Below are 23,359 nucleotides of genomic sequence, written 5' to 3'. Positions count from 1 at the left end.
GATCGGCGGGGCCGGGGGCTCCCGGGCCGGGGCTCTCGGGGCCGGAGCTGTCCGGGCCGGCGCTGTCGGGTCCGGCCGCTCCGGGATCCGTCCCGATCGGCGTCGTCGCTGTGCTCGCCGCCTCCGTGCCGTCCGGCTCCGCGGAGCCCGGCGGGGTCGTGCTCTGTCCTGTCATGCTGCGAGTCTCCCGTGCGCTCCACGGCCCGGACCATCGGGGGAACCCCTGATCCGACCCCGAGAGCACCCCCGATCGTGCGGCCGACCTGTTTGGATGCAGGGGTGAGCACAGTCCCCGGCACCGCCGTCCGCCCCCCGCTGCAGCGGCCGCGGACGATGCTGCTCGGCGGGGTGTGCACCGCGGTCGCCGACCACCTCGGCTGGAGCGTGCGGAGGACCCGCCTCCTCGCCGTTCTCACGACCGCGCTCGGCGGGGGCGGCGCGCTCCTCTACCTCTGGCTCTGGGCGCTGGTGCCCCTCGCGCCGCTCGACTCGCGCGACGCGGATCCGGCCGTCCGCCGCTCCGCTCCCGTGGCCGGCCTGCTGACCCTCGCCGCCGCCGTCGCGGCGCTCGCCGTGCTGGTCGCCGTCGACAGCGGCGACGACGCCGACATCACGCGCGCGCTCGTCGCCGTCGGCCTGCTCGCGGGAGGAGCCGTCGGCTGGAGCCTCGGGCTCGACCGCGGCGACGCCGTCCGCCCCGCCCGGTACGGCTCCGCGGTGCGCCTCGCCTCCTGCGCGCTGCTGGTGCTCGCCGGAGCGGCCGTGCTCACCGGCCGCCCGAGCGCCCTCAACGCGGTCCTCGCCGTGGGCGTGCTGCTGATCGCCGCCGGCGTGCTGGCCGCGCCCCGGGTGGTGACCCTCTGGTCCGAGCTGATGGGCGAGCGCGCCGCCCGCGTGCGCGAGGAGCAGCGGGCCGAGATCGCCGCGCACCTGCACGACTCCGTGCTGCAGACCCTCGCGCTCATCCAGAACCGCGCCGGAGCCTCGAGCGAGGTCGCCCGCATCGCCCGCGCCCAGGAGCGGGAGCTGCGCGACTGGCTGTTCGAGCGCGACGTCCCGGTCGCCAACGACCTGGCCGCCGAGGTCCGGGCGATCGCCGCCGCCGTCGAGCTCGACTACCCCGTGCACCTCGAGGTGGTGGCCGTCGGAGCGTCCGTCCCCGGCGCCGCCGCGCTCCTCGCCGCGACCCGCGAGGCCGTGCTCAACGCGGCCCGGCACGCGGGCGGCGACGTCTCGGTGTACCTCGAGTCCTCCGTGCAGGGCGTCGACGTGTTCGTGCGCGACCGCGGCCCCGGCGTCGTCCTCGACGAGGTGCCCGGCGACCGCCTCGGCATCCGCGAGTCGATCATCGGCCGGATGGCGCGCGCGGGCGGCAGCGCGACCGTGCGTCCCGGGGGCGGCGGCACCGGCACCGAGGTGCATCTGCGGCTCCCCGCGGAGGTCGAGCGGTGACCCGCGTGCTGCTGGTCGACGACCACTCCATCTTCCGCTCCGGCCTGCGGGCCGACCTCGCCCCCGAGCTCGAGGTCGTCGGGGAGGCGGCCGACGTCGACTCCGCCGTCGGCCTGGTTGCCTCGCTCGCGCCCGAGGTGGTGCTGCTCGACGTGCACCTGCCGGGCGGTGCGGGCGGAGGCGGGGCCGAGGTGCTGCGGCGCAGCGCCGGGTCGTCGTCGCGCTTCCTGGCGCTGAGCGTCTCGGACGCCGCGGAGGACGTGGTCGGCGTGATCCGCGCCGGCGCCCGTGGCTACATCACCAAGGCCAGCTCCGGAGCCGAGGTGAGCCGGGCCGTGCTCGCGGTGGCGGGCGGGGACGCCGTGTTCTCGCCGCGCCTGGCCGGCTTCGTGCTCGACGCCTTCGGGGCGCTGGCTGGCGAGCAGGCGGAGTCGGTGGACGAGCTCGACCGGCTCTCGGCCCGCGAGCGCGAGGTGATGCGCCTGATCGCCCGCGGCTACGCCTACAAGGAGGCGGCCACCGAGCTCTTCATCTCGGTCAAGACGGTCGAGTCCCACGTCTCCGCCGTCCTCCGCAAGCTGCAGCTCTCCTCCCGCTACGAGCTCACCGCCTGGGCCTCCGCCCGCCGCCTGCTCTGAGGCGCGCGCGAGCAGTCAACCCCGTCCCTCCTCCCGCTCCTGCCGTCCGACACTGTCGGGACACGACAGGAAAGGACGACCCGATGGTGACCACCACCCCCGCTCTCCCGACCCTGGCCGAGCTCCTCCGCGACTCCCGGCCCGTGTCGCAGCTCTACGTCGACCTCGCGATCGACTCCGGGAATCCGCCGGACATCTCGCTCGAGCGCGCCACGTCCCTCGGAGACGAGCTCGCCCGCCAGGGTGCGCCCCAGGCCGACATCCAGGCCCTCACCGCTCTGCTCGAGGGGGCCGGGCGCCCCCAGGGCGGCTGCTGCCTCTTCGCGGTCGCCGTGGACGGGAGGGTCGTGCTGAACGAGGTGCTGCCGGGTCGGCCGGTCGCGCCCGAGGGCGTCTCCTACAGCCCGCTTCCGGACATCGTGCCGCTGCTGCAGCACCGGCCCGACCTGCGCGTCCTCGTCGTCGAGACCTCGCGGGACGGCGGCGAGATCCGCCTGCACCGCCTGGGCGCGCAGCGACCCGAGGCCGAGCAGGCCGTGCAGGGCCGCACCGACACCCTCCACAAGGCGCAGGCCGGCGGCTGGCGGCACGACCGGTTCCACCACCACGCGGAGGAGATCTGGCGGCGCACGCAGGCCGAGCTCGCCGCCGCGGTGGACGAGCTCGTGCGCGTGCACCGGCCGCGCCTGCTGGTCGTCGCGGGGGACATCCACGCCCGGCAGCTGCTCGCGCAGCAGCTCTCGCCGAGCAGCGCCGCGATCCTGGCCGTCGAGCCCGTGAACACGCGGGCCGCCGGCAGCGAGGAGGGGGCGCTGGAGCGGTTCGTCGACGAGCAGCTCGACCGGATCCTGCTGCGCGAGAAGGAGGACGTGCTCGACGCCCTGCGCACCGGGGAGCCGCGCCGCACCGTCGAGTACTCGCTCGGCGCGATCGTCACGGCGCTGGCCTCGGCGCAGGTCGAGACGCTGGTGCTCGACCCCGGCCGGCTGCGCGAGCGCGCTCTGCTGGCGCTCGCCGCGGAGCCGTGGGTCGCGTCGGCCCCGGAGGAGGCATTGGGCGCCGAGGTGATCGACTCCGTCGACGCCGCCCTCGCGCTGGCCCGCGCCGCCGTGCTCACGGACGCGCGCGTGCTCGTCACCGACTCCCGCACCGCTCCGGAGGGGATCGACGTGGTGACGCTGCCGCACGGCGCCGACGCCGCGGCGATCCTCCGCTGGCGCACCGGCCCGCCGGTCCCGGGGGCCTGAGCGGCGGGTCCCCGAGCGCGACAGGGCCCGGGCCCCGATCCTGCGATCGGTCCCGGGCCCTGTCCGGCCTCACGCCTGCGGGTCGTCCTCGCCCTCGGCGGCCGCGCGGCGGCGCGCTCCGAGGCCGAGCGCGGTGGCGCCAGCGGCCAGGAGTGCGGTGGCGCCCGCGATCAGGCCGACGCTCTCGACTCCGGTCGAGGCCAGCCCGCCGCCCGAGCCGCCGACGGGCAGCGGGGTGGGCGTGCCGGTCGGCGCGGTCGTGGGCACCGGGGACGGAGCCGCGGTGGGCGCCGCGGTCGGCCCGGCGGTCGGCGCCGTGGTGGGAGTCGCCGTGGGCGCGGTGGTCGGCGGGGTCGTCGGTGCCGTGGTCGGCCCGGCGGTCGGCGTCGGAGTCGGCGCCACCACCTGCGAGGCCGGCAGGATCTGCACGATGGTCGGACGCGGTGCCGCCACCGCCCCCGCCGCCGTGGATCCGTAGTCCGGGAAGAACGAGGTCGGCGCCTCGAAGGTGCCCTCCTCGCCCGGGTGCTGCACCGCCACGAACACGTGCTGGTCGAGGTCGTGGACGATCGGTCCGCAGGTCTCGGCGTCGCGGGGCACCGAGAGGAACTGCTCCACTCTGCCGCGCGTCGCGCCCTCGAGCGCGACCTTGAAGAGCCCGTCGTTGTAGCCGATGCCGCTCGGGGCGCCGTCGGTCGAGATCCAGAGGTTCCCGACCGAGTCGAAGGCCAGGTTGTCCGGGCACGAGATCGGCGAGACCTGGTCCGCCGGGAAGCCGGAGAAGTAGACGACGTCGCCCTGCGCCTGGTCGCCGCAGAGCATCAGCAGGTTCCAGGTGAAGGTGCGGCCGGTCTGGTCGCCGCCGTCCTCGATGATCTCGACGATGTGGCCGTCGCGGTTCTCGGTGCGCGGGTTGACCTCGGTCGCGCCCTCCTTGGCGCCCTCGGTGCCGCGGGCGGAGTTGTTGGTGCAGGCCACGTAGATCCGGCCGCTGGCCAGGCTGGGCTGCACGTCCTCGCAGCGGTCCATCTTGGTCGCGCCCGCGGCGTCCGCCGCCTGGCGGGTGTGCACGAGCACCTCGGCGACGCTCATCCCGGCGATCGTCGAGGCGCCGTTCAGCACCAGGGGCAGCCACTCGCCGATGCCGTCGAAGCCGCCGTCCGAGGGGACCGCCCCGGTGCCGGTGATCTCGGCGACGGGGGAGTCGCCGGTGAAGCGGGCGACGTAGAGGTCGCCCTCCTCCAGCAGGGTCTTGTTGTGGGCGCGGTCGCCCTCGATGTAGCGCTTCGTCGAGACGAACTTGTAGAGGTAGTCGAAGCGCTCGTCGTCCCCCTGGTACGCGACCACGCGGCCGTCCGGGGCGATGATGACGTTCGCGCCCTCGTGCTTGAGCCGGCCGAGCGCCGTGTGCTTCTTCGGCGTGGAGTCGGGGTCGAAGGGGTCGAACTCCACGATCCAGCCGAAGCGGTTCGGCTCGTTCTCGTAGCCCGGGGTGCGGGCGTCGAAGCGGGGGTCGTCGAGCTCCCAGAGGCGCGAGGTCTCGGAGTCGGCGAGGCCGTAGCGCTTCTCGGCGTCGCTCGTGCCGACGGCGCGGAAGTAGCCGTTGAAGTTCTCCTCGCCCGAGAGGATCGTGCCCCACGGCGTCGTGCCCCCGGAGCAGTTGCCGAGCGTGCCGAGCACGGTGCGGCCCTCGGGGTCGGCGACCGTCTTCAGCAGGTCGGTGCCGGCGGCGGCGCCGGTCACCTCGTAGGGGGTGTCGATCAGGTAGCGGCGGTTGCGCTCGCCCCCGCGGACGTAGGCCCACGGGCGGTCGACCGCGGTGCGGACCAGCTCGACGACGCTGAGGCCGTGGGCGGCGCGGCCGACGGCGCGCACGCGCTCCGGCTCCGCCTCGAGCTGCGCGGCCGGGAACATGATGCTCTCGTTCGTGTACTCGTGGTTCACGACGAGCAGGGCGCGGAGGCGCTTCGAGCCCGGGATCTCGACGATGTCGGTGTAGTCGTTGTTGTAGCCGAACTGCGCGGCCTGGGCGGCCTCCGTCTGGTCGGCGATGTCGAAGGCGGGGCTGTCGGCGAAGAGCGGGTCGCCCCAGCGGATGATCGGCTGCCAGGCGAAGCCCCCGGGGACGGTGAACCGGTCGACCGTGTACGGCACCGGAGCGATCGGAGTGAAGGCGAGCGGCGAGCCGTCGGCCGCGGTCGCCATGGCCGCCTCGGCGGTGGGCGCTCCTCCGGCGGAGGCGACGGCGACGGTGACCGCGCCGGCCAGGCCGAGGCCGAGGGCGCTGCGGCGGGAGAGCTGCGACGAGACGATGTCGCGGAAGTAGCTGTTGTGCGACGTGTTGCAGGTCGCGGTGGAGCAGGCGTTGGCGCACTTCAGCGCGCAGGTGACGGGGCTTCGCTTGCCGCGCACGTGGCCGGCCATCGGGAGGAGGAGCGGGCGGCGGGCGGTGTCTGACATGGAGGTCCTTCGATCACGAGCAGGAGACGCGATCGAGGCAAGCAGGGGGAGGGGGCGCCGATGCCGCCGGGTGGAGGCTCCTCCCTGAACGGAACGTGAACGTTCTCACAAGAAGGTGAGGCTCACCTTCCCTCCCGGCGGCCCTCCGAGCGCGCCTCCAGGACCGCCCCGACGTTCCCCGCGATCCACTCGACGACCGGCAGCAGACGCTCCGCCAGCTCCGCTCCCAGCGGCGTCAGCCGGTACTCGACGTGCGGCGGGACGACCGGCCGCGCCTCGCGGTGCACGAAGCCGTCCTCCTCCAGGATCCGCAGCGTCTGGGCGAGCATCTTCTCGCTGATCCCGCCGATCCGGCGCCGCAGAGCGCCCCAGCGCAGCGTGCCCGGAGCGAGCGCCGCGAGCACCAGGACGCCCCACTTGCTGGTGACGTGCCCGAAGACCTCGCGGCTCGGGCAGTCGGCGGAGTAGACGTCCCCGGCGAGCAGGGCGCAGTCGGCGATCGTCATGGGGTGCTCCTCGGGACAGGGGTGGTGACTGTACTAACGAAATAGTGGGTACTGCATTCCGGGAAGCAGGAGGAGGATGCGCCGGTTGCACCCTCCTGGCGGCGGACCCCGCCCGCCCCACCCGTCAGGAAGGACCCCTCATGACCCTCGTCGTCACCGGAGCCACCGGCCACCTCGGCCGTCTCGCCGTCGAGCACCTGCTCGCCCGCGGCACCGCCGCCTCCGACATCGTCGCCACCGGCCGCGACGCCGCGAAGCTCGAGGCGCTCGCCGCCGACCTCGGCGTCCGCACCGCCGTCGCGGACTTCGACGACCCCGCCTCGCTCGACGCCGCCTTCTCCGGCGCCGAGGCCGTCCTCCTCGTCTCGGGCTCCGAGGTCGGCAGGCGCGTCGCACAGCACACCGCCGCGATCGACGCCGCCGTCCGCGCCGGCGCGCGCCTGGTCTACACGAGCGCCCCGAAGGCGACCACGAGCGCGCTCATCCTCGCCCCCGAGCACAAGGCCACGGAGGAGGCGATCGCCGCCAGCGGAGTCCCCGCCGTCGTCCTCCGCAACGGCTGGTACAACGAGAACTACGAGCAGACCGTCGCCGAGCTCGCCTCCACCGGCAGCACCCTCTCGAGCGCCGGCGAGGGCCGCGTCGCCAGCGCCGCGCGCACCGACTACGCCGAGGCCGCAGCGGTCGCCCTGACCGACCCGTCCCTGGTCGGCACCGTGCACGAGCTCTCCGGCGACACCGCCTGGAGCTTCGACGAGCTGGCCGCGATCGTCGCCGAGGTCGCCGGACGCGACGCCGCGATCAGCCACGTCTCCTCCGACGAGCACGCCCGCGTCCTCACCGGCGCCGGCGTCCCCGAGGGCGGAGTCGGCTTCGTCGTCGGCCTCGACGCGAACATCGCCGACGGCCTCCTCGGCGGGACCGACGGCTCGCTCGCCCGCCTGATCGGGCGGCCGACCACGCCGATCCGCGCGTACGTCGAGGAGCAGCTCGGGCGCTGACGCTCCGGCGTCCCCGTCGGCCACCGTCCGGCTCGCAGGAGCAGTCCGCCCCCGCGAGCCGGACGGTGGCGCGCCCGGCCCTCCCGCGGCTCCGCGCCGGGCAGTCCCGTCCGCGGCTCCGCGCCCGCCCTCCGCGGCTCCGCGCTCGACCCGCCGCACCTCGCGCCACCGTGTCGGCGCCCCGACGTAGGCTGTCCGCCATGACCTCGACGACGCCTCGCTCCGGTATCGACCGCTCCGAACTCGACCCCGCGACGCGCCCGCAGGACGACCTCTACCGGCACGTCAACGGGCTCTGGATCGACCGCACCGAGATCCCCGCCGACAAGGCGCGCTACGGCTCCTTCCACGTGCTCCAGGAGGAGGCGGAGAAGGCCGTGCGCGACATCATCGTCGAGGCGCAGACCGCGCAGCACGGCACCGAGGAGCGACTGTTCGGCGACCTCTACGCCTCCTTCATGGACGAGGAGCGGGCCGAGGAGCTCGGCGCCGCCCCGATCGCCGACGACCTCGTCGCCGTGCAGCGGGTCGACTCGATCCCCGGCCTGCTCCGCGCGGTCGGCGCCTTCGAGCGCACCGGCGTCCCCGGGCTCTTCGGCCTCTTCGTCGACAACGACCCGGGCAGCCCCGAGCGCTACCTCGTCTTCGTCAACCAGGGCGGCCTCGGCCTGCCGGACGAGAGCTACTACCGCGAGGAGGAGTTCGCCTCCGTCCGCGAGGCCTACACGCCGTTCGTCGCGCGGATGCTGGCGGTGGCCGGCATCGACGCCGCCGAGGCCCGCGCCGAGCGCATCGTCGCCCTCGAGACCGACCTGGCCGCCGCGCACTGGGACAAGGTCCGCAGCCGCGACAGCCAGGCGACCTACAACCTCCGCTCCTGGTCCGAGGTCGAGGAGCTCGCCGCGGGCGTCGACCTCGGCGTCTGGCTCACCGCGATGGGCGCTCCGGAGGGGGCGCTCGCCGAGGTGGTCGTCCGCCAGCCGAGCTTCCTCCAGGGTCTCGCGGGCCTGCTCACCGAGGACCGGCTCCCGGCCTGGCGCGACTGGCTGTCCTGGCAGGTGATCCGCGGAGCCGCGGCCTACCTGTCCAGCGGCTTCGTCGACGCCAACTTCGACTTCTACGGCCGCACCCTCACCGGCACCCCGCAGAAGCGGGAGCGCTGGAAGCGCGCCGTCTCGCTCGTCGAGGGCTCGCTCGGCGAGGCGGTCGGCCGCACCTACGTCGCCCGCCACTTCCCCGAGACGGCGAAGGCCGCGATGGACGTGCTGGTCGCGAACCTCATCGAGGCGTACCGCCGCTCCATCGTCGACCTGGAGTGGATGAGCCCCGCCACCCGCGAGCGCGCGCTCGAGAAGCTCGCGAAGTTCACGCCCAAGATCGGCTACCCGGTGCGCTGGCGCGACTACTCCGCCCTCTCGATCGACCCGGCCGACCTGCTCGGCAACGCCCGCCGCGTGGCCGAGTTCGAGTTCGCCCGCGAGCTCGGCAAGATCGGCCGCCCGCTCGACCGCGACGAGTGGTTCATGACCCCGCAGACGATCAACGCGTACTACAACCCGGGCTTCAACGAGATCGTCTTCCCGGCCGCGATCCTGCAGTTCCCCTTCTTCGACGAGGCCCGCGACCCCGCCGCGAACTACGGAGCGATCGGCGCCGTCATCGGTCACGAGATCGGCCACGGCTTCGACGACCAGGGCTCGCGCTTCGACGGCGACGGCCGCCTCACCGACTGGTGGACCGAGGAGGACCGGGCCGCGTTCGAGGAGCGGACGAAGGCGCTCATCGCGCAGTACGACGCGCTCGCTCCCGCGACCACGCCCGGGCACCACGTGAACGGCGCCCTGACCATCGGCGAGAACATCGGCGACCTCGGCGGTCTCGGCATCGCCTGGAAGGCGTACCTGCTCTCGCTGGACGGCGAGGAGCCGCCCGTCGCGGACGGCCTGACCGGCGCCGAGCGCTTCTTCCTCTCCTGGGCGCAGGCCTGGCAGCAGAAGTCGCGCGACGAGGAGACGATCCGACTCCTCGCCATCGATCCGCACGCTCCGGCCGAGTTCCGCTGCAACCAGATCGTCCGGAACATCGACGAGTTCTACGCTACTTTTGACGTCTCCGAAGGCGACGCCCTCTGGCTCTCCCCGAGCGAGCGCGTCACCATCTGGTAGTCGCCGCCGACCACCTCCGCACCACGGACGAGGAGCCCCGGGCATCGAGAGCCGACCGATGCAGCGGGGTCGTCCGCCGATCGCGCGTCCTGCCGGCGCGTGAGGACCCAGGTCCCCCCTCCGCACGACCGCACTCCCGACCCGTAGAGGGGCCGTACCCGTGGTGATCCCCACCAGCGAGACCCGCCGTGAGAGCCGACGCAACCGCCGGGGGCGCCACAAGGGCGGCGGTGACCGCGAGAACTTCCAGCGCGGCTTCGACGCCCTCGGCCGTCTCGCGATCGACGGGGTCGTCGTCTCGGCGCGCGCCGTCGACCTGGCGACCGGCCGCACCCTGTTCGCGGTCGACGACTCCGTCTCGATGCCCACCGCCTCCCTCGGCACCGTCGTGCTGCTGATCGAGGTCGCCGCCCGGCTGGCGAACGAGCCGCAGGAGAACCTGCGCCTGGTCGACCGGACCGCGGCGGACGCGGTCTCGGGCTCCGGGCTCTGGCAGCACCTCCAGGTGCCGTCGATGCCGATCGCCGACCTCGCCGCCCTCGTCGGTGCCTCGAGCGACAACCTCGCGACCAACGTCCTGCTGCGCCGCGTCGGCCTCGATGCCGTGCGCGAGCGGGCGGAGGCGCTCGGCCTCTCCCGCACCGCCCTGCTCGACGTCGTGCGCGATGAGCGCGGCCCGGACGACGCGCCGCAGCTCTCGATCGGCTCCGCCCGCGAGCTGACCTGGCTGCTCGCCACCCTCGCGAACGGCGAGATCGTGGACGCCGCCGTGAGCTCGCGGGTGATCGGCTGGCTCTCGCTCGGCACCGACCTCTCGATGGTCGCCGCCTCGTTCGGGCTCGACCCGCTCGCGCACCGGCACCCCGACCACGGGGTCCTGCTCGTCAACGCGACCGGCACCGACGTCGGCGTCCGCGCCGAGGCCGGCGTCCTCCGCGGCCCACGTGCCGGAGTCGCCTACGCGGTCGCCACCCAGTTCGACGACACGACCCTGCACTACCGCCTCGCGGTGCTGGAGGGAATGCGCACCCTCGGAGCCGACCTGCTCGAGTACGTGCACTGACGGCTGCCCGGGCGGAGGCTCCTCCGGAGCAGGCCGACCCCGCGGGGCCCCTCGGGTGCCCCGTCAAGTCCGTGACCGCCTCCGGGGGCGCGACCTAGGCTGCCCGCAGCGGCGCCGCCTCCCGGGCGCACCGCGGAGAGGGAACCATGAGCAGCTTCGGCTTCGACGCCCCCGAGGACGTCACCGACACCACCCGCCCCGACGGCGACTCCCTGCCGGTCCCGCCGGAGGACCCGGCCGAGATCGACGACCCCGAGTCGATCGACGAGGCGCTCGACCAGGGCGCCGACGCCCGCCTCGGCGACGACCAGGACCCGCCGGAGCACCCCTTCATCCCGTCGCCCAGCTGATCGACCGGCCGGGCGCCCCAGCGGCGCCCGGCCTCCTCCGATCTGGCTTCTCCTCCGAGCCGATTACTCCTTCGACCCCGGCTTCAGGCGGTGCGCGAGGCGCTTGATCGGGTGGGCGGGCTCGCGCTCCGCCGGATCCTCGACCTCGAGGCCGTAGAACGTGCCGATGTCGCCGACGAACGCCTTGCGGCGGGCCTTGTCGTAGGCGCGGATCTCGCGGCGGAAGGCGATCACCGTCGCGACGCACATCAGGATCATCACGACGCTGAACGGCAGTGCCGAGAGGATCGCCGCGGTCTGCAGGGCGTCGAGGCCGCCGGCGACCAGGAGCGACAGGGCGAGCAGCGCGGTCGCGACGGCGAAGAACACGCGGATGCGGTTGCGCGGCTCCGGCTCGCCGCCGGTCGCGATCATCGACATCACCAGCGCTCCGGAGTCGGCGGAGGTGACGAAGAAGACGCCGATCAGGAGGATCGCGCCGATCGTCAGCACCGAGCCCGCGGGCAGTCCCTGCAGCATCGAGAAGAGCGCCAGGTTCGTGTCGACCGAGCCGTCGGCGCCGACAAGGCCGCCGTCGCCGTAGAGCTCCCGGTAGATGGCCGTGCCGCCGAGGACGCTGAACCAGAGGAAGGTCATGATCGTCGGCACGAGCAGCACGCCGCCGACGAACTCGCGGACCGTCCGGCCCTTCGAGACGCGGGCGATGAAGATGCCGACGAACGGCGCCCACGACATCCACCAGCCCCAGTAGAACGTGGTCCACGAGGCCTGCCACTGCTCGCCCTCGCGGCCGGCATAGGCGCTGACCGTGAAGGTCAGGCCGATGAAGTTCTGCAGGTAGTTGCCGAGCGACTGCACGAACTCGCGGAGGAGGAACTGGGTCGGGCCGGCGACGAGCACGAAGACGAGGAGCGCGGCGGCGAGCAGCAGGTTGCCGGTCGAGAGCCACTTCATGCCCTTGCCCACGCCCGAGATCAGCGAGAAGACGGTCAGGCCCGTGACCACGGCGATGACCACGATCTGCACGATGAGCGACGACTCCACGATGCCGCTCGCCTCCAGGCCCGCCGAGATCTGGGTGACGCCCAGGCCGAGCGAGGTCGCGACTCCGAACATGGTGCCGACCAGGGCGACCACGTCGATCGCGTTGCCCCAGCCGCCGCGGACCCGGCGGCCCAGCAGCGGCTCCAGCGCCCAGCGGATCGACACCGGCCGCTTGCGGCGGTGGATCGCGTAGGCGAGGGCGAGGCCGACCACCACGTAGATGGACCAGGCGTGGACGCCCCAGTGCAGGTAGGTCTGCGAGATCGCGCTCTGCGCGAGCTGCGTCTCGGTGCCGGTGACGCCCGGGCGCGGAGTGGCGAAATGGGTGAGCGGCTCCGCGACGCCGTAGAAGACGAGGCCGATGCCCATGCCGGCGGCGAAGAGGAGCGAGATCCAGGCGAGCATCGAGAACTCGGGCTCGTCGTCATCGGCGCCGAGCTTGATGTCGCCGAAGCGGCTCACGCCCATCCAGATGGCGAAGGCCACGAAGACCGCGGCGATCAGCACGTAGTACCAGCTGAACGTGTTGACGACGGTGGTCTGCAGCGTCGAGAACACGGAGGTCGCGGCGTCGGGCGCGAGGATCGCGAAGGCCGCGATCGACAGCGTCAGGACGGCGGCGGGCCAGAAGACCCACCGCGCGAGGCGGTGCGGAGGGGCGGTCGTGCCCGCGGTGGCGGGGGCGGTGTCCGGGGAGGACGGGTGCTCGGACATGGGGTCCTCTCGTCGGCGGCAACCGTCCACGGTACACGGGGGCCCGTCGGCGGCCCCGGCCGGGGGAGCCGGGCTGGCATGATCCGGCCCCGGTGCGGGAGGCTGGACCCGTGCAGTTCAGAGTCTTCACCGAACCCCAGCAGGGCGCGAGCTACGAGGACCTCCTCGCCGTCGCGCAGGCCGCCGAGAGCCTCGGCTACGACGGCTTCTTCCGCTCCGACCACTACCTCCGGATGGGGGACGGCGACCCCGGCGTGGGCCCGTCCGACGCGTGGACGACACTCGCCGGCCTCGCCCGCGAGACCGAGCGGATCGCGCTCGGCACCCTCGTCTCCTCCGTCACCTACCGGCCGCCGGGGATCCTCGCGATCCAGGTCGCCCAGGTCGACGCGATGTCCGGGGGCCGTGCCGAGCTCGGCCTCGGCACTGGCTGGTTCGAGCAGGAGCACGCCGCGTACGGCATCCCCTTCCCTCCGCGCCGCTTCGACCTCCTCGAGGAGCAGCTCGAGATCGTGACCGGCCTGTGGTCGACGCCGGTCGGCGAGCGCTACTCCTTCGCCGGCGAGCACTACACGCTGACCGACTCCCCGGCCCTGCCCAAGCCCGCCCGCCTGCCGCTGCCGGTGATCGTCGGTGGCGGCGGCCCCAAGCGGACCCCGGCGCTCGCGGCGCGGTTCGCGAGCGAGTTCAACCTGCCCTTCCCCGAGTTCGACGCGATCCCAGCGGCCTTCGAGCGCGTCGACGAGGCGTGCCGGGCGATCGGGCGCGAGCCCTCGTCGCTCGTGCACTCGGTCGCGCTGATCGCGGTCGGCGGAGGCGACGAGGCGGAGTTCACGCGCCGTGCGGCGGCGATCGGCCGCGAGCCCGCCGAGCTGCGCGAGCACGGAGTGGCCGGCGGCGTCGACGAGGCGGTCGACCGCCTCGAGTCCCTCCGCGAGGCCGGCTGCGAGCGCGTCTACCTGCAGTTCATGGACCTGCAGGACCTCGACCACCTCGACTTCTTCGCCCGGGAGGTCCTGCCGCGCCTGTCGGCCTAGGGCGGGCGGCGCTGCTGCCTCTGCTCCGACCGTCCAGAAGTCGTCGCACTCGCGCTCGAGTGCGACGACTCCTGGGCACTCGCGGTCCCCGTCCTCGTGCCCCCGCGCCGAGTGCGACGACTCCTGGGCACTCGCGGGCTGCGGGCAGCGCGCTCCGGGCCGCGCGCCCGGGCGTCCGCCCGCGCCGCGGCCTACGCTGGAGGGATGGCGGACACGATCGAGCGCGCGGACGAGCGCCTGGCGACCCGCTCGGCGGCCGAGGTCCCGTGGATCGTGCTGGTCTGGGACGATCCGGTCAACCTGATGTCGTACGTCTCGTACGTCTTCCGCAGCTACTTCGGCTTCGGCCGGGCCGAGGCGGAGCGGCTGATGCTGCAGGTGCACACCGAGGGGCGCGCGGTCGTCGCGACCGGCAACCGCGAGGAGATGGAGCGGCACGTGGAGGCGATGCACGGCTACGGCCTGTGGGCGACGCTGCAGAAGGCCGACGCGTGAGCGCCCCGCTGCGCCCCACCGCCGCGGAGACCGGAGAGTGCTCCGCTCGCGGCATCCGAGGACTCGGCTGATGCGCGCGTTCCGCCGCGACTCCTCCGGGGCGGCCGTCGCCCGCTTCGACCGCGAGGAGGCCGGGATCCTCCGCCATCTGGCCGGCGAGATGCTCGAGCTGCTCGACCGCGGGGCGTCCTCGGAGGAGGCCCGCTCCGATCCAGCGCTCGCGCGCCTCCTGCCCGACGCCTACCGCGACGACGCCGAGGCGGCCGACGAGTTCCGCCGCTTCACCGCTCCGGACCTCGCCGCCCGCAAGATGGACGACGCCCGCGCCGTCACGGCGGCCCTCGACGCCGGCGACGGCACGAGTCACGGCCGGATCTTCGAGGGGCTGGGCGAGGTCGCGGTCCGTCTCGAGGAGCCGCAGGCGATCGCCTGGCTCCGCGCACTGACCGACATGCGGCTCGCTCTGGCCGTGCGGCTGGGGATCGACGACACCGACGACGTCGTCCCGGAGGAGGGGAGCGCGGCCGCGATCCGCAGCGTCTACGACTGGCTGGGCGGCGTGCAGGACGGACTCGTCCGCGCCGTCGACGTGTGATCCGCTCGTCCTTCTAGCGATTCCACAGCTGTGGACAACCCTGTGGAAAGGTGTGGAGAACCGGCTCCGGGAGCACCTCCGAACGGCGGAGCGCCGGGCGCGGGGGTGTGGAAACGCGTAGCGTCCACCCTGTGAACACTCCGAGCACCGCCGACGCCCAGCGCACCGCCGATGACATCCAGGACTCGCGGGCGGTGCGGACCCTCGCCCGCGGCGGCTTCGCGGCGAACGGCCTCGTCCACCTCCTGATCGGAGTGATCGCGCTCGGCGTGGCCCGCGGCGGCGGAGGCGAGGCCGACCAGAGCGGTGCTCTCGGCGCCCTCGCGGCGCAGCCCGGCGGTCTGGTGATCCTCTGGATCTGCACGGTCGGCCTCTTCGGCCTGGCGCTGTGGGGGCTGCTCGAGGCGTTCCTCGTCCGCCCGCGCGAGAGCGCCCTGAAGACCTGGGGCAGCCGGCTGAAGGAGGCGGGCAAGGCCGTCGTCTACGGCGCCCTCGGCGTGACGGCGCTGAAGTTCGCGACGGGCGGCGGGTCGAGCTCGTCCGAGTCGTCCGAGAGCGCGAGCGCGCAGGTGCTCTCGGCGCCGGGCGGAGTCGTGCTGCTCGTGATCGCGGGACTGGCCGTCCTCGCGGTCGGCGGCGTCTTCGTGTACCGCGGAGCGAGCAGGAAGTTCCTCGAGAACGTCGCGGAGCCGGGCGGCACGGCGGGCACCGTCGTCACCGTGCTCGGCGTCGCCGGCTACGTCGCCAAGGGCGTGGTCCTCGGCGCTCTCGGCGTGCTGCTGATCGTCGCCGCCGTCACTCACGATCCGGAGCAGGCGGGCGGGCTCGACGAGGCGCTGAAGTCGCTCGTGGAGCTGCCGGCGGGCGTGCTCCTCCTCGGCTTCGTCGCGGTCGGGCTCATCGCCTACGGGCTCTTCTGCTTCGCCCGCGCGCGCTGGCCGCGCCTCTGATGTCGGATAGCGGATCCGCTCTATACCTGTCACCCCCCTTCCGCGCAACTGGTCCCGCCGTCACGGAGTCGGTGACACGCTGGGGCCCGTGAGTGCTGGAGGCGAGGACGCGACCGGTGGACGGGTGCGTCCGCCGCTGACGCAGGACGCCGCCCGTCTGCTGACCCGCTCCGCCACGGGGGACGCCTCCGCTCTGGGAGAGCTCGTCGACCGCTTCGGCGGCCTCGTCTCGGCGTGCGTCGGCACGGTCCAGGCCGACCCGGCCGGACGCGACCGGCTCTGCACCGACGTTTTCACCGCCGTCTGGCGCCGCTCCCGCGAGGGCGCCCGCTCGCCGGAGCCCGTGCTCTGGGTGCTCGAGGTCCTCTGCGAGACCCTCGGGTCCGCGCACGAGCTCGCCCGGCGTCCGCTCGGCAGCGGCCTGCTCGCCCTCGACTGCCCGGACCGCGAGCTCCTGCTGCTGGCTGCGGCCGGCGGCTTCTCGCAGGCCGAGATCTCGGCGCTGACCGGGATCGACGAGTTCCGGCTGCGCTCGATCCTCCGGAGCGCGCTCGAGGCGCTCCAGGGTCGCGACAGCGATCTTCTGACGGCCTGACCGCCGGAGCCGTCGCGGGAGTAAAGTTGAGTCCGTCGAACTCAACTTTCGAGCCACGGAGGAGACCACCATCATGCAGGCCGGTCGGATGCCCCAGCAGGACGAGAAGTCCGCACTCGAGCAGTACGGCGTCAACCTGACCGCCATCGCGGCGAGCGGCAAGCTCGACCCGGTGATCGGGAGGGACGCCGAGATCCGGCGCGTCAGCCAGGTGCTCACGCGCCGCACCAAGAACAACCCCGTCCTCATCGGCGAGCCCGGCGTCGGCAAGACCGCCGTCGTCGAGGGGCTCGCCCAGCGGATCGTCGCGGGCGACGTCGCCGAGAGCCTCAAGGGCAAGCAACTCGTCAGCCTCGACCTCTCGGCCCTGATCGCCGGAGCGAAGTACCGCGGCGAGTTCGAGGAGCGGCTGAAGGCCGTGCTCCAGGAGATCGAGGAGTCCGACGGCCGGATCATCACCTTCATCGACGAGCTGCACACGCTGATGGGCGCGGGCGGCGGCGAGGGATCGGTGGCGGCCGCGAACATGCTCAAGCCCATGCTGGCGCGCGGCGAGCTGCGGATGATCGGCGCGACGACGCTCGACGAGTACCGCCAGTACATCGAGAAGGACGCCGCTCTCGAGCGCCGCTTCCAGCAGGTCTTCGTCGGCGAGCCGACCGTCGAGGACACCGTGGCGATCCTCCGCGGGCTGAAGGAGCGCTACGAGGCGCACCACAAGGTGGCGATCGCCGACTCCGCCCTGGTCGCCGCCGCGTCGCTCTCGAACCGCTACATCACCTCCCGCCAGCTGCCGGACAAGGCGATCGACCTGATCGACGAGGCCGCGTCGCGGCTGCGCATGGAGATCGACTCCGCTCCCGTCGAGATCGACGAGCTGCGCCGTTCCGTGGACCGGCTGAGGCTCGAGGAGCTGGCGCTGAAGAAGGAGAAGGACGAGGCCTCGAAGGCGCGGCTGGAGAAGCTGCGCGAGGACCTGGCCCGCCGCGGCGCCCAGCTCGAGGAGCTGCAGGAGCGCTGGGAGCGCGAGCGCGCCTCCCTCAACCGCGTCGGCGAGCTCAAGAACCGGCTCGACGCCCTGCGGATCGCCGCCGAGCGCGCGCAGCGCGAGGGGAAGCTCGAGCGCGCGTCGAAGCTGCTCTACGGCGACATCCCGGTGATCGAGCGCGAGCTCGCGGCCGCCGAGTCGGAGGAGGAGCCGGCCGAGGGCCGCATGGTCAACGAGCAGGTGACGGCCGACGACATCGCCGCGGTGATCGCCGCCTGGACGGGGATCCCCGTCGGGCGCCTCCTGCAGGGCGAGACCGAGAAGCTGCTGCACCTCGAGACCGAGCTGCACCGCCGACTGATCGGCCAGGACGAGGCGGTGTCGGCCGTCGCGGACGCGGTGCGCCGCACCCGCGCGGGCATCTCCGACCCCGACCGGCCGACCGGCTCCTTCCTCTTCCTCGGGCCGACCGGCGTCGGCAAGACCGAGCTGGCGAAGGCGCTCGCCGACCACCTCTTCGACGACGAGAAGGCGATGGTCCGCATCGACATGTCGGAGTACGGCGAGAAGTTCGCCGTCTCGCGGCTGGTCGGCGCCCCTCCCGGCTACATCGGCTACGAGCAGGGCGGCCAGCTCACGGAGGCGGTCCGCCGCCGCCCGTACTCGGTGGTGCTCCTCGACGAGATCGAGAAGGCGCACCCCGAGGTGTTCGACGTCCTGCTCCAGGTGCTCGACGACGGCCGGCTCACCGACGGCCAGGGGCGGACGGTCGACTTCCGCAACACGATCCTCATCCTCACCTCCAACCTGGGGTCGCAGTTCCTCGTGGACCCGGCGCTGTCACGGCCGCAGAAGGAGGAGGCGGTCCAGCAGATGGTGCGCCAGGCCTTCAAGCCCGAGTTCGTGAACCGGCTCGACGACATCGTGATCTTCGACGCGCTCGACCGCACCGAGCTCGGCGAGATCGTGTCGCTGTACGTCGACCGGCTGTCGAGGAGGCTCTCGGAGCGACGGCTCGACCTGGCGGTGACGCCCGCGGCCCGCGGGTGGCTGGCCGAGCGCGGCTACGACCCACAGTACGGCGCGCGGCCGCTGCGCCGGCTGATGCAGCGGGCGATCGACGACCAGCTGGCGACGGCGCTGCTCGGCGGCACGGTGCGCGACGGGGACGTGGTGCTGGTGGACGTGGCGCCGGACGGCGAGAGCCTGTCGGTGACGGCGGGGATGCCCGCGTCGGACTGACCGGGGTGCTCGACCCCTGTCGCGAGTCCGCCTTCTGCGTACTCGCAGGGGAGAGGAGCGCGCGGGTGGCGACGGAAGTTCCCTCCACAGGGCGCGCGAGGGCGGGAGTCGTCCACAGTCGCGGGATCCGCGGCGCGCCCGTCCGGCGGGCTCCGTAGCGTCGGCGGCATGTCCTTCGAAACGCCCGGCCCCCGGATGGCCGACCTCCCTCCCGAGGAGCGGCCGAGGGAGCGCCTCCGCGCCTACGGACCGGAGGCGCTCACCGACGCCGAGACCCTCGCCGTGCTCATCGGGGCCGGCGTCCGCGGCGCCAACGCGACCGTCGTCGCGCAGCGCCTCCTCGCGCGCTTCGGCGGCATCGACGCCGTCGCCCGGGCCGGGGTGGCCGATCTGATGCGGCACCGCGGAGTCGGCGAGGTCGCCGCCTGCCGCCTGGTCGCCTCCTTCGAGCTGCGGCGGAGGATGAACCGCGCCTCGCGCGCCGCCCGCGTGACCGACGCCGCCGGCCTGGCCGGGCTCGTCGCTCCGCTGCTGGCCGCCCGGCCGGTCGAGACCGTGCTGGCGGTGGCGCTCGCCGAGTCCGGAGCCGTCCGCGACGTCCTCACGCTGGCCGACGGAGCCCCGGCGCACGCCGAGATCCCCGTCGCCGCCGTGCTCGCCGAGGTGCTGGCGCGCGGCGCGGCGGGCATCGGCCTGGCGCACAGCCACGCGGGCGAGGCCGTGGTGCTCCCCTCCGACCGTGCGGCGACGCGGGCGATCGCCGACGGGGCAGAGGCGTGCGGCCTGCGGTTCCTCGCGCACGTCGTGATCGGGCGCGACGGCTGGGCGGAGGCGCAGCCGTGACGCGGTGCAGGGCTGCTGCGGGGCCCCTCCGTTCCGGCAGGACGCCTCCCGCCCGGCGTCGGACCGCCCCCGGCCGCGCCCCGGCTCTTCACCTGGGCCGCGTCGGCGCGCGTTCGTGCAAGCCCCCGCCTCTCCGGCGCCCGCGGCCGGTCGCGGGCGTACCGTGGACGCCGACCCCATCCCCCTCCCGACCAGGAGCACCCATGCGAGCAACACTCATCCACGGCGAGCGCGACATCCGACTCGAGGAGGTCCCCGACCCGCAGCTCTCGACGGGGCGCGACGCGATCGTCCGCGTCACCGCGGCCTGCGTCTGCGGCTCCGACCTCTGGCCCTACCGCGGCGTCACTCCCACCAAGGAGGCGCACCGCATCGGCCACGAGTTCGTCGGCGTCGTCGAGGAGATCGGCGACGACGTGCACGACGTCGCGGTCGGCGACTTCGTGATCGCCCCGTTCTACGTCTGCGACGGCACCTGCGCGAACTGCGCCAACGGCGTCTCCACCTCGTGCCTCACCGGCGGCTGGTGGGGCGCCGAGGTCCGCGAGGAGGGCTTCGCGGACGGCGCCCAGGGCGAGAAGGTGCGCGTGCCCCTCGCCGACGGCACGCTCTTCCGCGTGGGCATGGACCCGGATCCGGCGCTCATCCCCAGCCTGCTCACCCTCGCCGACGTGATGGGGACCGGCCACCACGCCGCGGTCTCGGCCGGTGTCACCGCGGGCTCGACCGTCGCGGTCGTCGGTGACGGCGCGGTCGGCCTCTGCGCCGTCCTGGCGGCCAAGCGCCTCGGCGCGACCACGATCATCGCGATGTCGCGGCACGAGTCGCGGCAGAACCTCGCCCGCCGCTTCGGGGCGACCCACATCGTCGAGACCCGCGGCGACGAGGGCGTCGCGCGCGTCCGCGAGCTGACCGGCGGGATCGGCGCCGACTGCGTGCTCGAGTGCGTCGGCACCAAGGAGTCGATGCAGCAGGCACTCGACTCCGCCCGCCCCGGCGGCATGGTCGGCTACGTCGGCGTCCCCAACGGAGGCCCCGAGCTGCCCGTCCGCCAGATGTTCGGCTCGAACGTGGGCGTCAACGGCGGAGTCGCGCCGGTCCGCGGCTACATGGCCGAGCTGCTGCCGGACGTGCTCAGCGGCGCGATCGAGCCCGGTCTGGTCTTCGACCTCGAGCTGCCCCTCGAGGAGATCGCCGAGGCGTACGCCGCAATGGACGAGCGCCGCGCGATCAAGACCCTCGTGCGTCCGTAATCCCGCGGAGGGGCGCCGGCACGGCCGCGAGGAGTAGCCTCCCGCGCATGACCGCGTCAGCCCGCACCGCCGCGACGGCGCCCCTCTTCCACCCCGACCTCGCGCTCGGCCGCTTCCTCCCGCCGATCGTCCTCGGCCCGCGACTGCTGCGCCTCGCCACGCGACGCGCCGCCGAGGGAGGCGAGGCCCCGCCCGACATCGTGGTCGACGACGTCGAGATCCCCGTCGCCGGAGCCGCTCCCGTCCGGGCCCGCAGCTACCGGCCGCGTATCCTCCGCGGTACCGCTCCCGCGCTCCTCTGGGTGCACGGCGGCGGCATGGTGCTCGGCAGCCACCTTCAGGACGAGGCGCCCTGCATCGACTTCGCCCGCACCCTGGGCATCACGGTCGTCTCCGTCGACTACCGCCTCGCGCCCGCGCATCCGGCCCCGGCTGCCGTCGAGGACGTGCTGGCCGCGTTCGACTGGCTCGTCGAGCACGCGCAGGAGCGCGGCGTCGACCCGGCGCGCATCGCCGTCGGAGGCGCGAGCGCGGGCGGCGGCATCGCCGCGGGTGCGACCCTCCTCGCCCACGACCGCGGAGGAGCGCAGCCCGCGTTCCAGCTGCTCGTCTACCCGATGCTCGACGACCGCACCGTCACCCGGCCCGGTCCTCCTCCGCGCGGAGTCCGCGTCTGGACCCCGGGCAGCAACCGCTTCGGCTGGACCGCCTACCTCGCAGGCGAGCCCGGCGGCCCCGGCGTCACGGCCTACGCCGCCCCCGCCCGCCGCGACGACCTCACGGGCCTGCCGCCGGCCTGGATCGGCGTCGGCGGCCTCGACCTCTTCCACGACGAGGACGTCCGCTACGCCGAGCGCCTGCGCGCGGCCGGAGTGCCGTGCGGGCTCGAGATCGTGGAGGGCGCCTTCCACGGCTTCGACGCCCTGTTCCGCCGGACCGGCGTGGCGAAGCGCTTCTGGGCGGCGCAGGCCGCGGCGCTCGGCGAGGCCCTCCTCGCCTGACCTCCGCGTCGACGCGCCGGGCCGATTCCGTCTCCGGCGCTCGGCACTGCGAGGCTGAGGGGCGACGGCCGCCGCCGCCCGCGCGTCATTTGTGCCGTGCCTGCCGCGCATCCCTCTCCGCCCGCCGCCCCGCCCCGCCCCGTCTCCCGGAGGACCCATGGACATCGACCGCCTCGCCACCCGCTACGAGATCGCCCTGCCCGCCTGGATCGGTGACGCCCTCCGCGACGTCCCCGAGGTCCTCCCGAGCCTCGAGGACCGGATGGCCCTCGTGCACGCGCTCGCCGACCGCAACTTCCGCGAGGGGAACGGCGGCCCGTTCGCGGCGATCGTCGTCGAGCGCGACTTCGGTCGTCTCGTCTCGGTCGGAGTGAACGTCGTCCTCGGCAGCGGGGTCTCGTCCGGCCACGCCGAGGTGACGGCGCTCGGTCTCGCGCAGACCGCGCTCGGCACCTGGGACCTCGGCGGCGAGGGCCTCCCCGCGCACGACCTGGTCGTCAACTGGCGCCCGTGCGTGCAGTGCTACGGAGCGACGATGTGGTCGGGGGTGCGCCGCCTGGTCGTCGCGGGCTCCGGCCCCGAGCTCGAGGAGATCAGCACCTTCGACGAGGGGCCGATGCGCGAGGACTGGGCCGCGCAGTTCGAGGCCCGCGGCATCGAGGTCGTCGACGGCGTGCTCCGCGACGAGGCCCTCGACGTGTTCCGCGCCTACCGCGCCTCCGTCGACTCCGGCGAGGTGCTCGTCTACAACGCCCGCGCCGACTCCTGATACCGCGGCGGGTCCGGTCCTCGCATCGGTTCCGCGCCGGACGCACGGGAGCCCCGCCTCAGCGGGGCCCCGTGCGGTCCTGAGCTGCCGGCCGCTGGAAGCGGTCAGCGGCGGCTCAGCGCCACCAGTCGTCGAACATCGACAGCGGCACCTGGCGCTTGTGCTCGGTCGCGGCGTACCGCGCCTCGATGGCCTCGGCGACGGCCTGGTCGACCTCGCCGCCCTCGAGGTACGTGTCGAGGTCGGCGTAGGTGAGCCCGAGGTTCGTCTCGTCGGTCTGGCCGGGGTTGTCGTCGAGCAGGTCCGCCGTCGGCGCCTTCTCGTAGAGCCGGGCCGGTGCGTCCAGGTGCTCGAGGAGCGAGCGCCCCTGCCGCTTGGTGAGGCCGGTGAGCGGGAGGACGTCGGCGCCGCCGTCGCCGTACTTCGTGAAGAAGCCGGTGACCGCCTCGGCCGCGTGGTCGGTCCCGACGACGAGCATCCCGGCCTGGCCGGCGATCGCGTACTGCGCGATCATCCGCATCCGCGCCTTCACGTTGCCCTTCACGAAGTCGCTGATCGGCTCGTCGACCGCGTCGCCGAATGCCGCGGCCACGCCGTCGACGCCCTGGTGGATGTCGAAGACGACCTGGCGGTCCGGGCGGATGAACGTGAGGGCGAGCTGGGCGTCCTCCTCGTCGGCCTGCACCTTGTACGGCAGGCGGACCGCGATGAAGGAGGCGTCGCCGCCGCTCGCGCGGACCTGCTCGACCGCGAGCTGGCAGAGGCGCCCGGCGAGGCTCGAGTCCTGGCCGCCGCTGATGCCGAGGACGAGGCCCTTCGCGCCGGTGCTGCGGAGGTAGTCGGCGAGGAATCCGCTGCGCCGTTCGACCTCGACGGCCGGATCGACGGCGGGGGAGACGTGGAGCTCGGAGATGATCTGCTGTTGGACGTCGCGCACGGCTTCACGCTACT

General features: G+C 73.9%; 20 protein-coding genes and 1 pseudogene. 17 read left to right on the top strand and 4 right to left on the bottom strand.

All coding sequences use genetic code 11. The features are described 5' to 3' along the window. Positions 1-279: 279 nt before the first annotated feature. The 3 genes from C5C25_RS11745 (at position 280) to C5C25_RS11735 (ending at position 3,337) form a co-directional block, all read left to right on the top strand. Positions 280-1,452 (top strand): sensor histidine kinase, encoded by a 1,173-nt coding sequence (locus C5C25_RS11745; RefSeq protein ID WP_104250709.1) that lies wholly within the window; start codon positions 280-282, stop codon positions 1,450-1,452. Further along, positions 1,449-2,090, top strand: a complete 642-nt coding sequence (locus C5C25_RS11740) for a response regulator transcription factor (RefSeq protein ID WP_104250708.1) — start codon at positions 1,449-1,451, stop codon at positions 2,088-2,090. The genes C5C25_RS11745 and C5C25_RS11740 overlap by 4 nt, the downstream gene beginning before the upstream one ends. Before the next feature lie 83 nt (positions 2,091-2,173). Next, entirely contained in the window at positions 2,174-3,337 is a 1,164-nt protein-coding gene (locus C5C25_RS11735; RefSeq protein ID WP_104250707.1) for a Vms1/Ankzf1 family peptidyl-tRNA hydrolase, read from the top strand. 420 nt (positions 3,338-3,757) lie between these two features. Here the strand turns inward: C5C25_RS11735 and C5C25_RS11730 are convergent. Then, a pseudogene (locus C5C25_RS11730) lies at positions 3,758-5,797 on the bottom strand (PhoX family phosphatase); the annotation flags it as partial. Positions 5,798-5,919: 122 nt separating this feature from the next. Further along, positions 5,920-6,303, bottom strand: a complete 384-nt coding sequence (locus C5C25_RS11725; protein ID WP_104250705.1) for a helix-turn-helix domain-containing protein — start codon at positions 6,301-6,303, stop codon at positions 5,920-5,922. A gap of 140 nt (positions 6,304-6,443) precedes the next feature. Between C5C25_RS11725 and C5C25_RS11720 the strand changes: the two genes are divergently transcribed. The 4 genes from C5C25_RS11720 (at position 6,444) to C5C25_RS11705 (ending at position 10,882) form a co-directional block, all read left to right on the top strand. Beyond that, positions 6,444-7,304, top strand: coding sequence for an NmrA family NAD(P)-binding protein (locus C5C25_RS11720; protein WP_104250704.1), 861 nt, complete (start codon positions 6,444-6,446; stop codon positions 7,302-7,304). A 200-nt stretch (positions 7,305-7,504) separates the two neighbouring features. Continuing rightward, positions 7,505-9,469, top strand: coding sequence for a M13 family metallopeptidase (locus C5C25_RS11715; RefSeq protein WP_104250703.1), 1,965 nt, complete (start codon positions 7,505-7,507; stop codon positions 9,467-9,469). Positions 9,470-9,629: 160 nt separating this feature from the next. Then, positions 9,630-10,532: a serine hydrolase gene (locus C5C25_RS11710; RefSeq protein ID WP_104222833.1), complete on the top strand. Its 903-nt coding sequence runs from the start codon at positions 9,630-9,632 to the stop codon at positions 10,530-10,532. A 146-nt stretch (positions 10,533-10,678) separates the two neighbouring features. Further along, a complete protein-coding gene (locus C5C25_RS11705; protein ID WP_104222832.1) occupies positions 10,679-10,882 on the top strand; it encodes a hypothetical protein in 204 nt (67 codons plus the stop codon). Between the two features lie 63 nt (positions 10,883-10,945). Here C5C25_RS11705 and C5C25_RS11700 read toward each other — a convergent pair whose 3' ends face one another. Continuing rightward, positions 10,946-12,640, bottom strand: coding sequence for a BCCT family transporter (locus C5C25_RS11700; protein ID WP_104250702.1), 1,695 nt, complete (start codon positions 12,638-12,640; stop codon positions 10,946-10,948). Positions 12,641-12,750: 110 nt separating this feature from the next. On the opposite strand from C5C25_RS11700, the gene C5C25_RS11695 reads away from it, so the two are divergent. The 10 genes from C5C25_RS11695 (at position 12,751) to C5C25_RS11650 (ending at position 22,408) form a co-directional block, all read left to right on the top strand. Beyond that, positions 12,751-13,677, top strand: a complete 927-nt coding sequence (locus C5C25_RS11695) for an LLM class F420-dependent oxidoreductase (protein WP_104250701.1) — start codon at positions 12,751-12,753, stop codon at positions 13,675-13,677. 204 nt (positions 13,678-13,881) lie between these two features. After that, positions 13,882-14,172, top strand: a complete 291-nt coding sequence (gene clpS / locus C5C25_RS11690; RefSeq protein ID WP_104222829.1) for an ATP-dependent Clp protease adapter ClpS — start codon at positions 13,882-13,884, stop codon at positions 14,170-14,172. A 70-nt stretch (positions 14,173-14,242) separates the two neighbouring features. Next, the gene (locus tag C5C25_RS11685; RefSeq protein WP_104225742.1) at positions 14,243-14,767 is read left to right on the top strand and encodes a DUF2017 domain-containing protein; all 525 of its coding nucleotides are present in this window, start codon (positions 14,243-14,245) and stop codon (positions 14,765-14,767) included. A gap of 131 nt (positions 14,768-14,898) precedes the next feature. Continuing rightward, the gene (locus C5C25_RS11680) at positions 14,899-15,717 is read left to right on the top strand and encodes a DUF1206 domain-containing protein (RefSeq protein ID WP_104225741.1); all 819 of its coding nucleotides are present in this window, start codon (positions 14,899-14,901) and stop codon (positions 15,715-15,717) included. 88 nt (positions 15,718-15,805) lie between these two features. Beyond that, the gene (locus C5C25_RS11675; RefSeq protein WP_146079468.1) at positions 15,806-16,312 is read left to right on the top strand and encodes an RNA polymerase sigma factor; all 507 of its coding nucleotides are present in this window, start codon (positions 15,806-15,808) and stop codon (positions 16,310-16,312) included. A gap of 73 nt (positions 16,313-16,385) precedes the next feature. Beyond that, positions 16,386-18,542 (top strand): ATP-dependent Clp protease ATP-binding subunit, encoded by a 2,157-nt coding sequence (locus tag C5C25_RS11670; protein WP_104250699.1) that lies wholly within the window; start codon positions 16,386-16,388, stop codon positions 18,540-18,542. Positions 18,543-18,710: 168 nt separating this feature from the next. After that, positions 18,711-19,385, top strand: coding sequence for a RadC family protein (locus C5C25_RS11665; RefSeq protein WP_104250698.1), 675 nt, complete (start codon positions 18,711-18,713; stop codon positions 19,383-19,385). A gap of 203 nt (positions 19,386-19,588) precedes the next feature. After that, positions 19,589-20,638, top strand: a complete 1,050-nt coding sequence (locus C5C25_RS11660; RefSeq protein WP_104250697.1) for a zinc-dependent alcohol dehydrogenase family protein — start codon at positions 19,589-19,591, stop codon at positions 20,636-20,638. Positions 20,639-20,685: 47 nt separating this feature from the next. Continuing rightward, positions 20,686-21,639 carry an alpha/beta hydrolase gene (locus tag C5C25_RS11655; protein ID WP_104250696.1) on the top strand — a complete coding sequence of 318 codons (954 nt, stop codon included), beginning with the start codon at positions 20,686-20,688 and terminating at the stop codon, positions 21,637-21,639. A 157-nt stretch (positions 21,640-21,796) separates the two neighbouring features. After that, positions 21,797-22,408 carry a nucleoside deaminase gene (locus C5C25_RS11650; RefSeq protein ID WP_181133691.1) on the top strand — a complete coding sequence of 204 codons (612 nt, stop codon included), beginning with the start codon at positions 21,797-21,799 and terminating at the stop codon, positions 22,406-22,408. A 115-nt stretch (positions 22,409-22,523) separates the two neighbouring features. On the opposite strand, the gene nadE is transcribed toward C5C25_RS11650, so the two are convergent. Beyond that, complete coding sequence (gene nadE / locus C5C25_RS11645; RefSeq protein ID WP_104225736.1) at positions 22,524-23,345, bottom strand: ammonia-dependent NAD(+) synthetase; 822 nt, start codon at positions 23,343-23,345, stop codon at positions 22,524-22,526. Positions 23,346-23,359 lie beyond the last annotated feature (14 nt).

The organism is Rathayibacter sp. AY2B9, assembly GCF_002931595.1.
GTDB lineage: Bacteria > Actinomycetota > Actinomycetes > Actinomycetales > Microbacteriaceae > Rathayibacter.
This window is presented reverse-complemented; position numbering and strand designations above follow the sequence as displayed.

Excerpts from the sequence above, each read along its gene's own strand:
- C5C25_RS11735 (WP_104250707.1), top strand. The coding sequence starts at position 2,174 with ATGGTGACCACCACCCCCGCTCTCCCGACCCTGGCCGAGCTCCTCCGC.
- C5C25_RS11725 (WP_104250705.1), bottom strand. The coding sequence starts at position 6,303 with ATGACGATCGCCGACTGCGCCCTGCTCGCCGGGGACGTCTACTCCGCC.
- C5C25_RS11720 (WP_104250704.1), top strand. The coding sequence starts at position 6,444 with ATGACCCTCGTCGTCACCGGAGCCACCGGCCACCTCGGCCGTCTCGCC.
- C5C25_RS11715 (WP_104250703.1), top strand. The coding sequence starts at position 7,505 with ATGACCTCGACGACGCCTCGCTCCGGTATCGACCGCTCCGAACTCGAC.
- C5C25_RS11705 (WP_104222832.1), top strand. The coding sequence starts at position 10,679 with ATGAGCAGCTTCGGCTTCGACGCCCCCGAGGACGTCACCGACACCACC.
- C5C25_RS11700 (WP_104250702.1), bottom strand. The coding sequence starts at position 12,640 with ATGTCCGAGCACCCGTCCTCCCCGGACACCGCCCCCGCCACCGCGGGC.
- clpS (WP_104222829.1), top strand. The coding sequence starts at position 13,882 with ATGGCGGACACGATCGAGCGCGCGGACGAGCGCCTGGCGACCCGCTCG.
- C5C25_RS11685 (WP_104225742.1), top strand. The coding sequence starts at position 14,243 with ATGCGCGCGTTCCGCCGCGACTCCTCCGGGGCGGCCGTCGCCCGCTTC.
- C5C25_RS11670 (WP_104250699.1), top strand. The coding sequence starts at position 16,386 with ATGCAGGCCGGTCGGATGCCCCAGCAGGACGAGAAGTCCGCACTCGAG.
- C5C25_RS11665 (WP_104250698.1), top strand. The coding sequence starts at position 18,711 with ATGTCCTTCGAAACGCCCGGCCCCCGGATGGCCGACCTCCCTCCCGAG.
- C5C25_RS11660 (WP_104250697.1), top strand. The coding sequence starts at position 19,589 with ATGCGAGCAACACTCATCCACGGCGAGCGCGACATCCGACTCGAGGAG.
- C5C25_RS11655 (WP_104250696.1), top strand. The coding sequence starts at position 20,686 with ATGACCGCGTCAGCCCGCACCGCCGCGACGGCGCCCCTCTTCCACCCC.
- C5C25_RS11650 (WP_181133691.1), top strand. The coding sequence starts at position 21,797 with ATGGACATCGACCGCCTCGCCACCCGCTACGAGATCGCCCTGCCCGCC.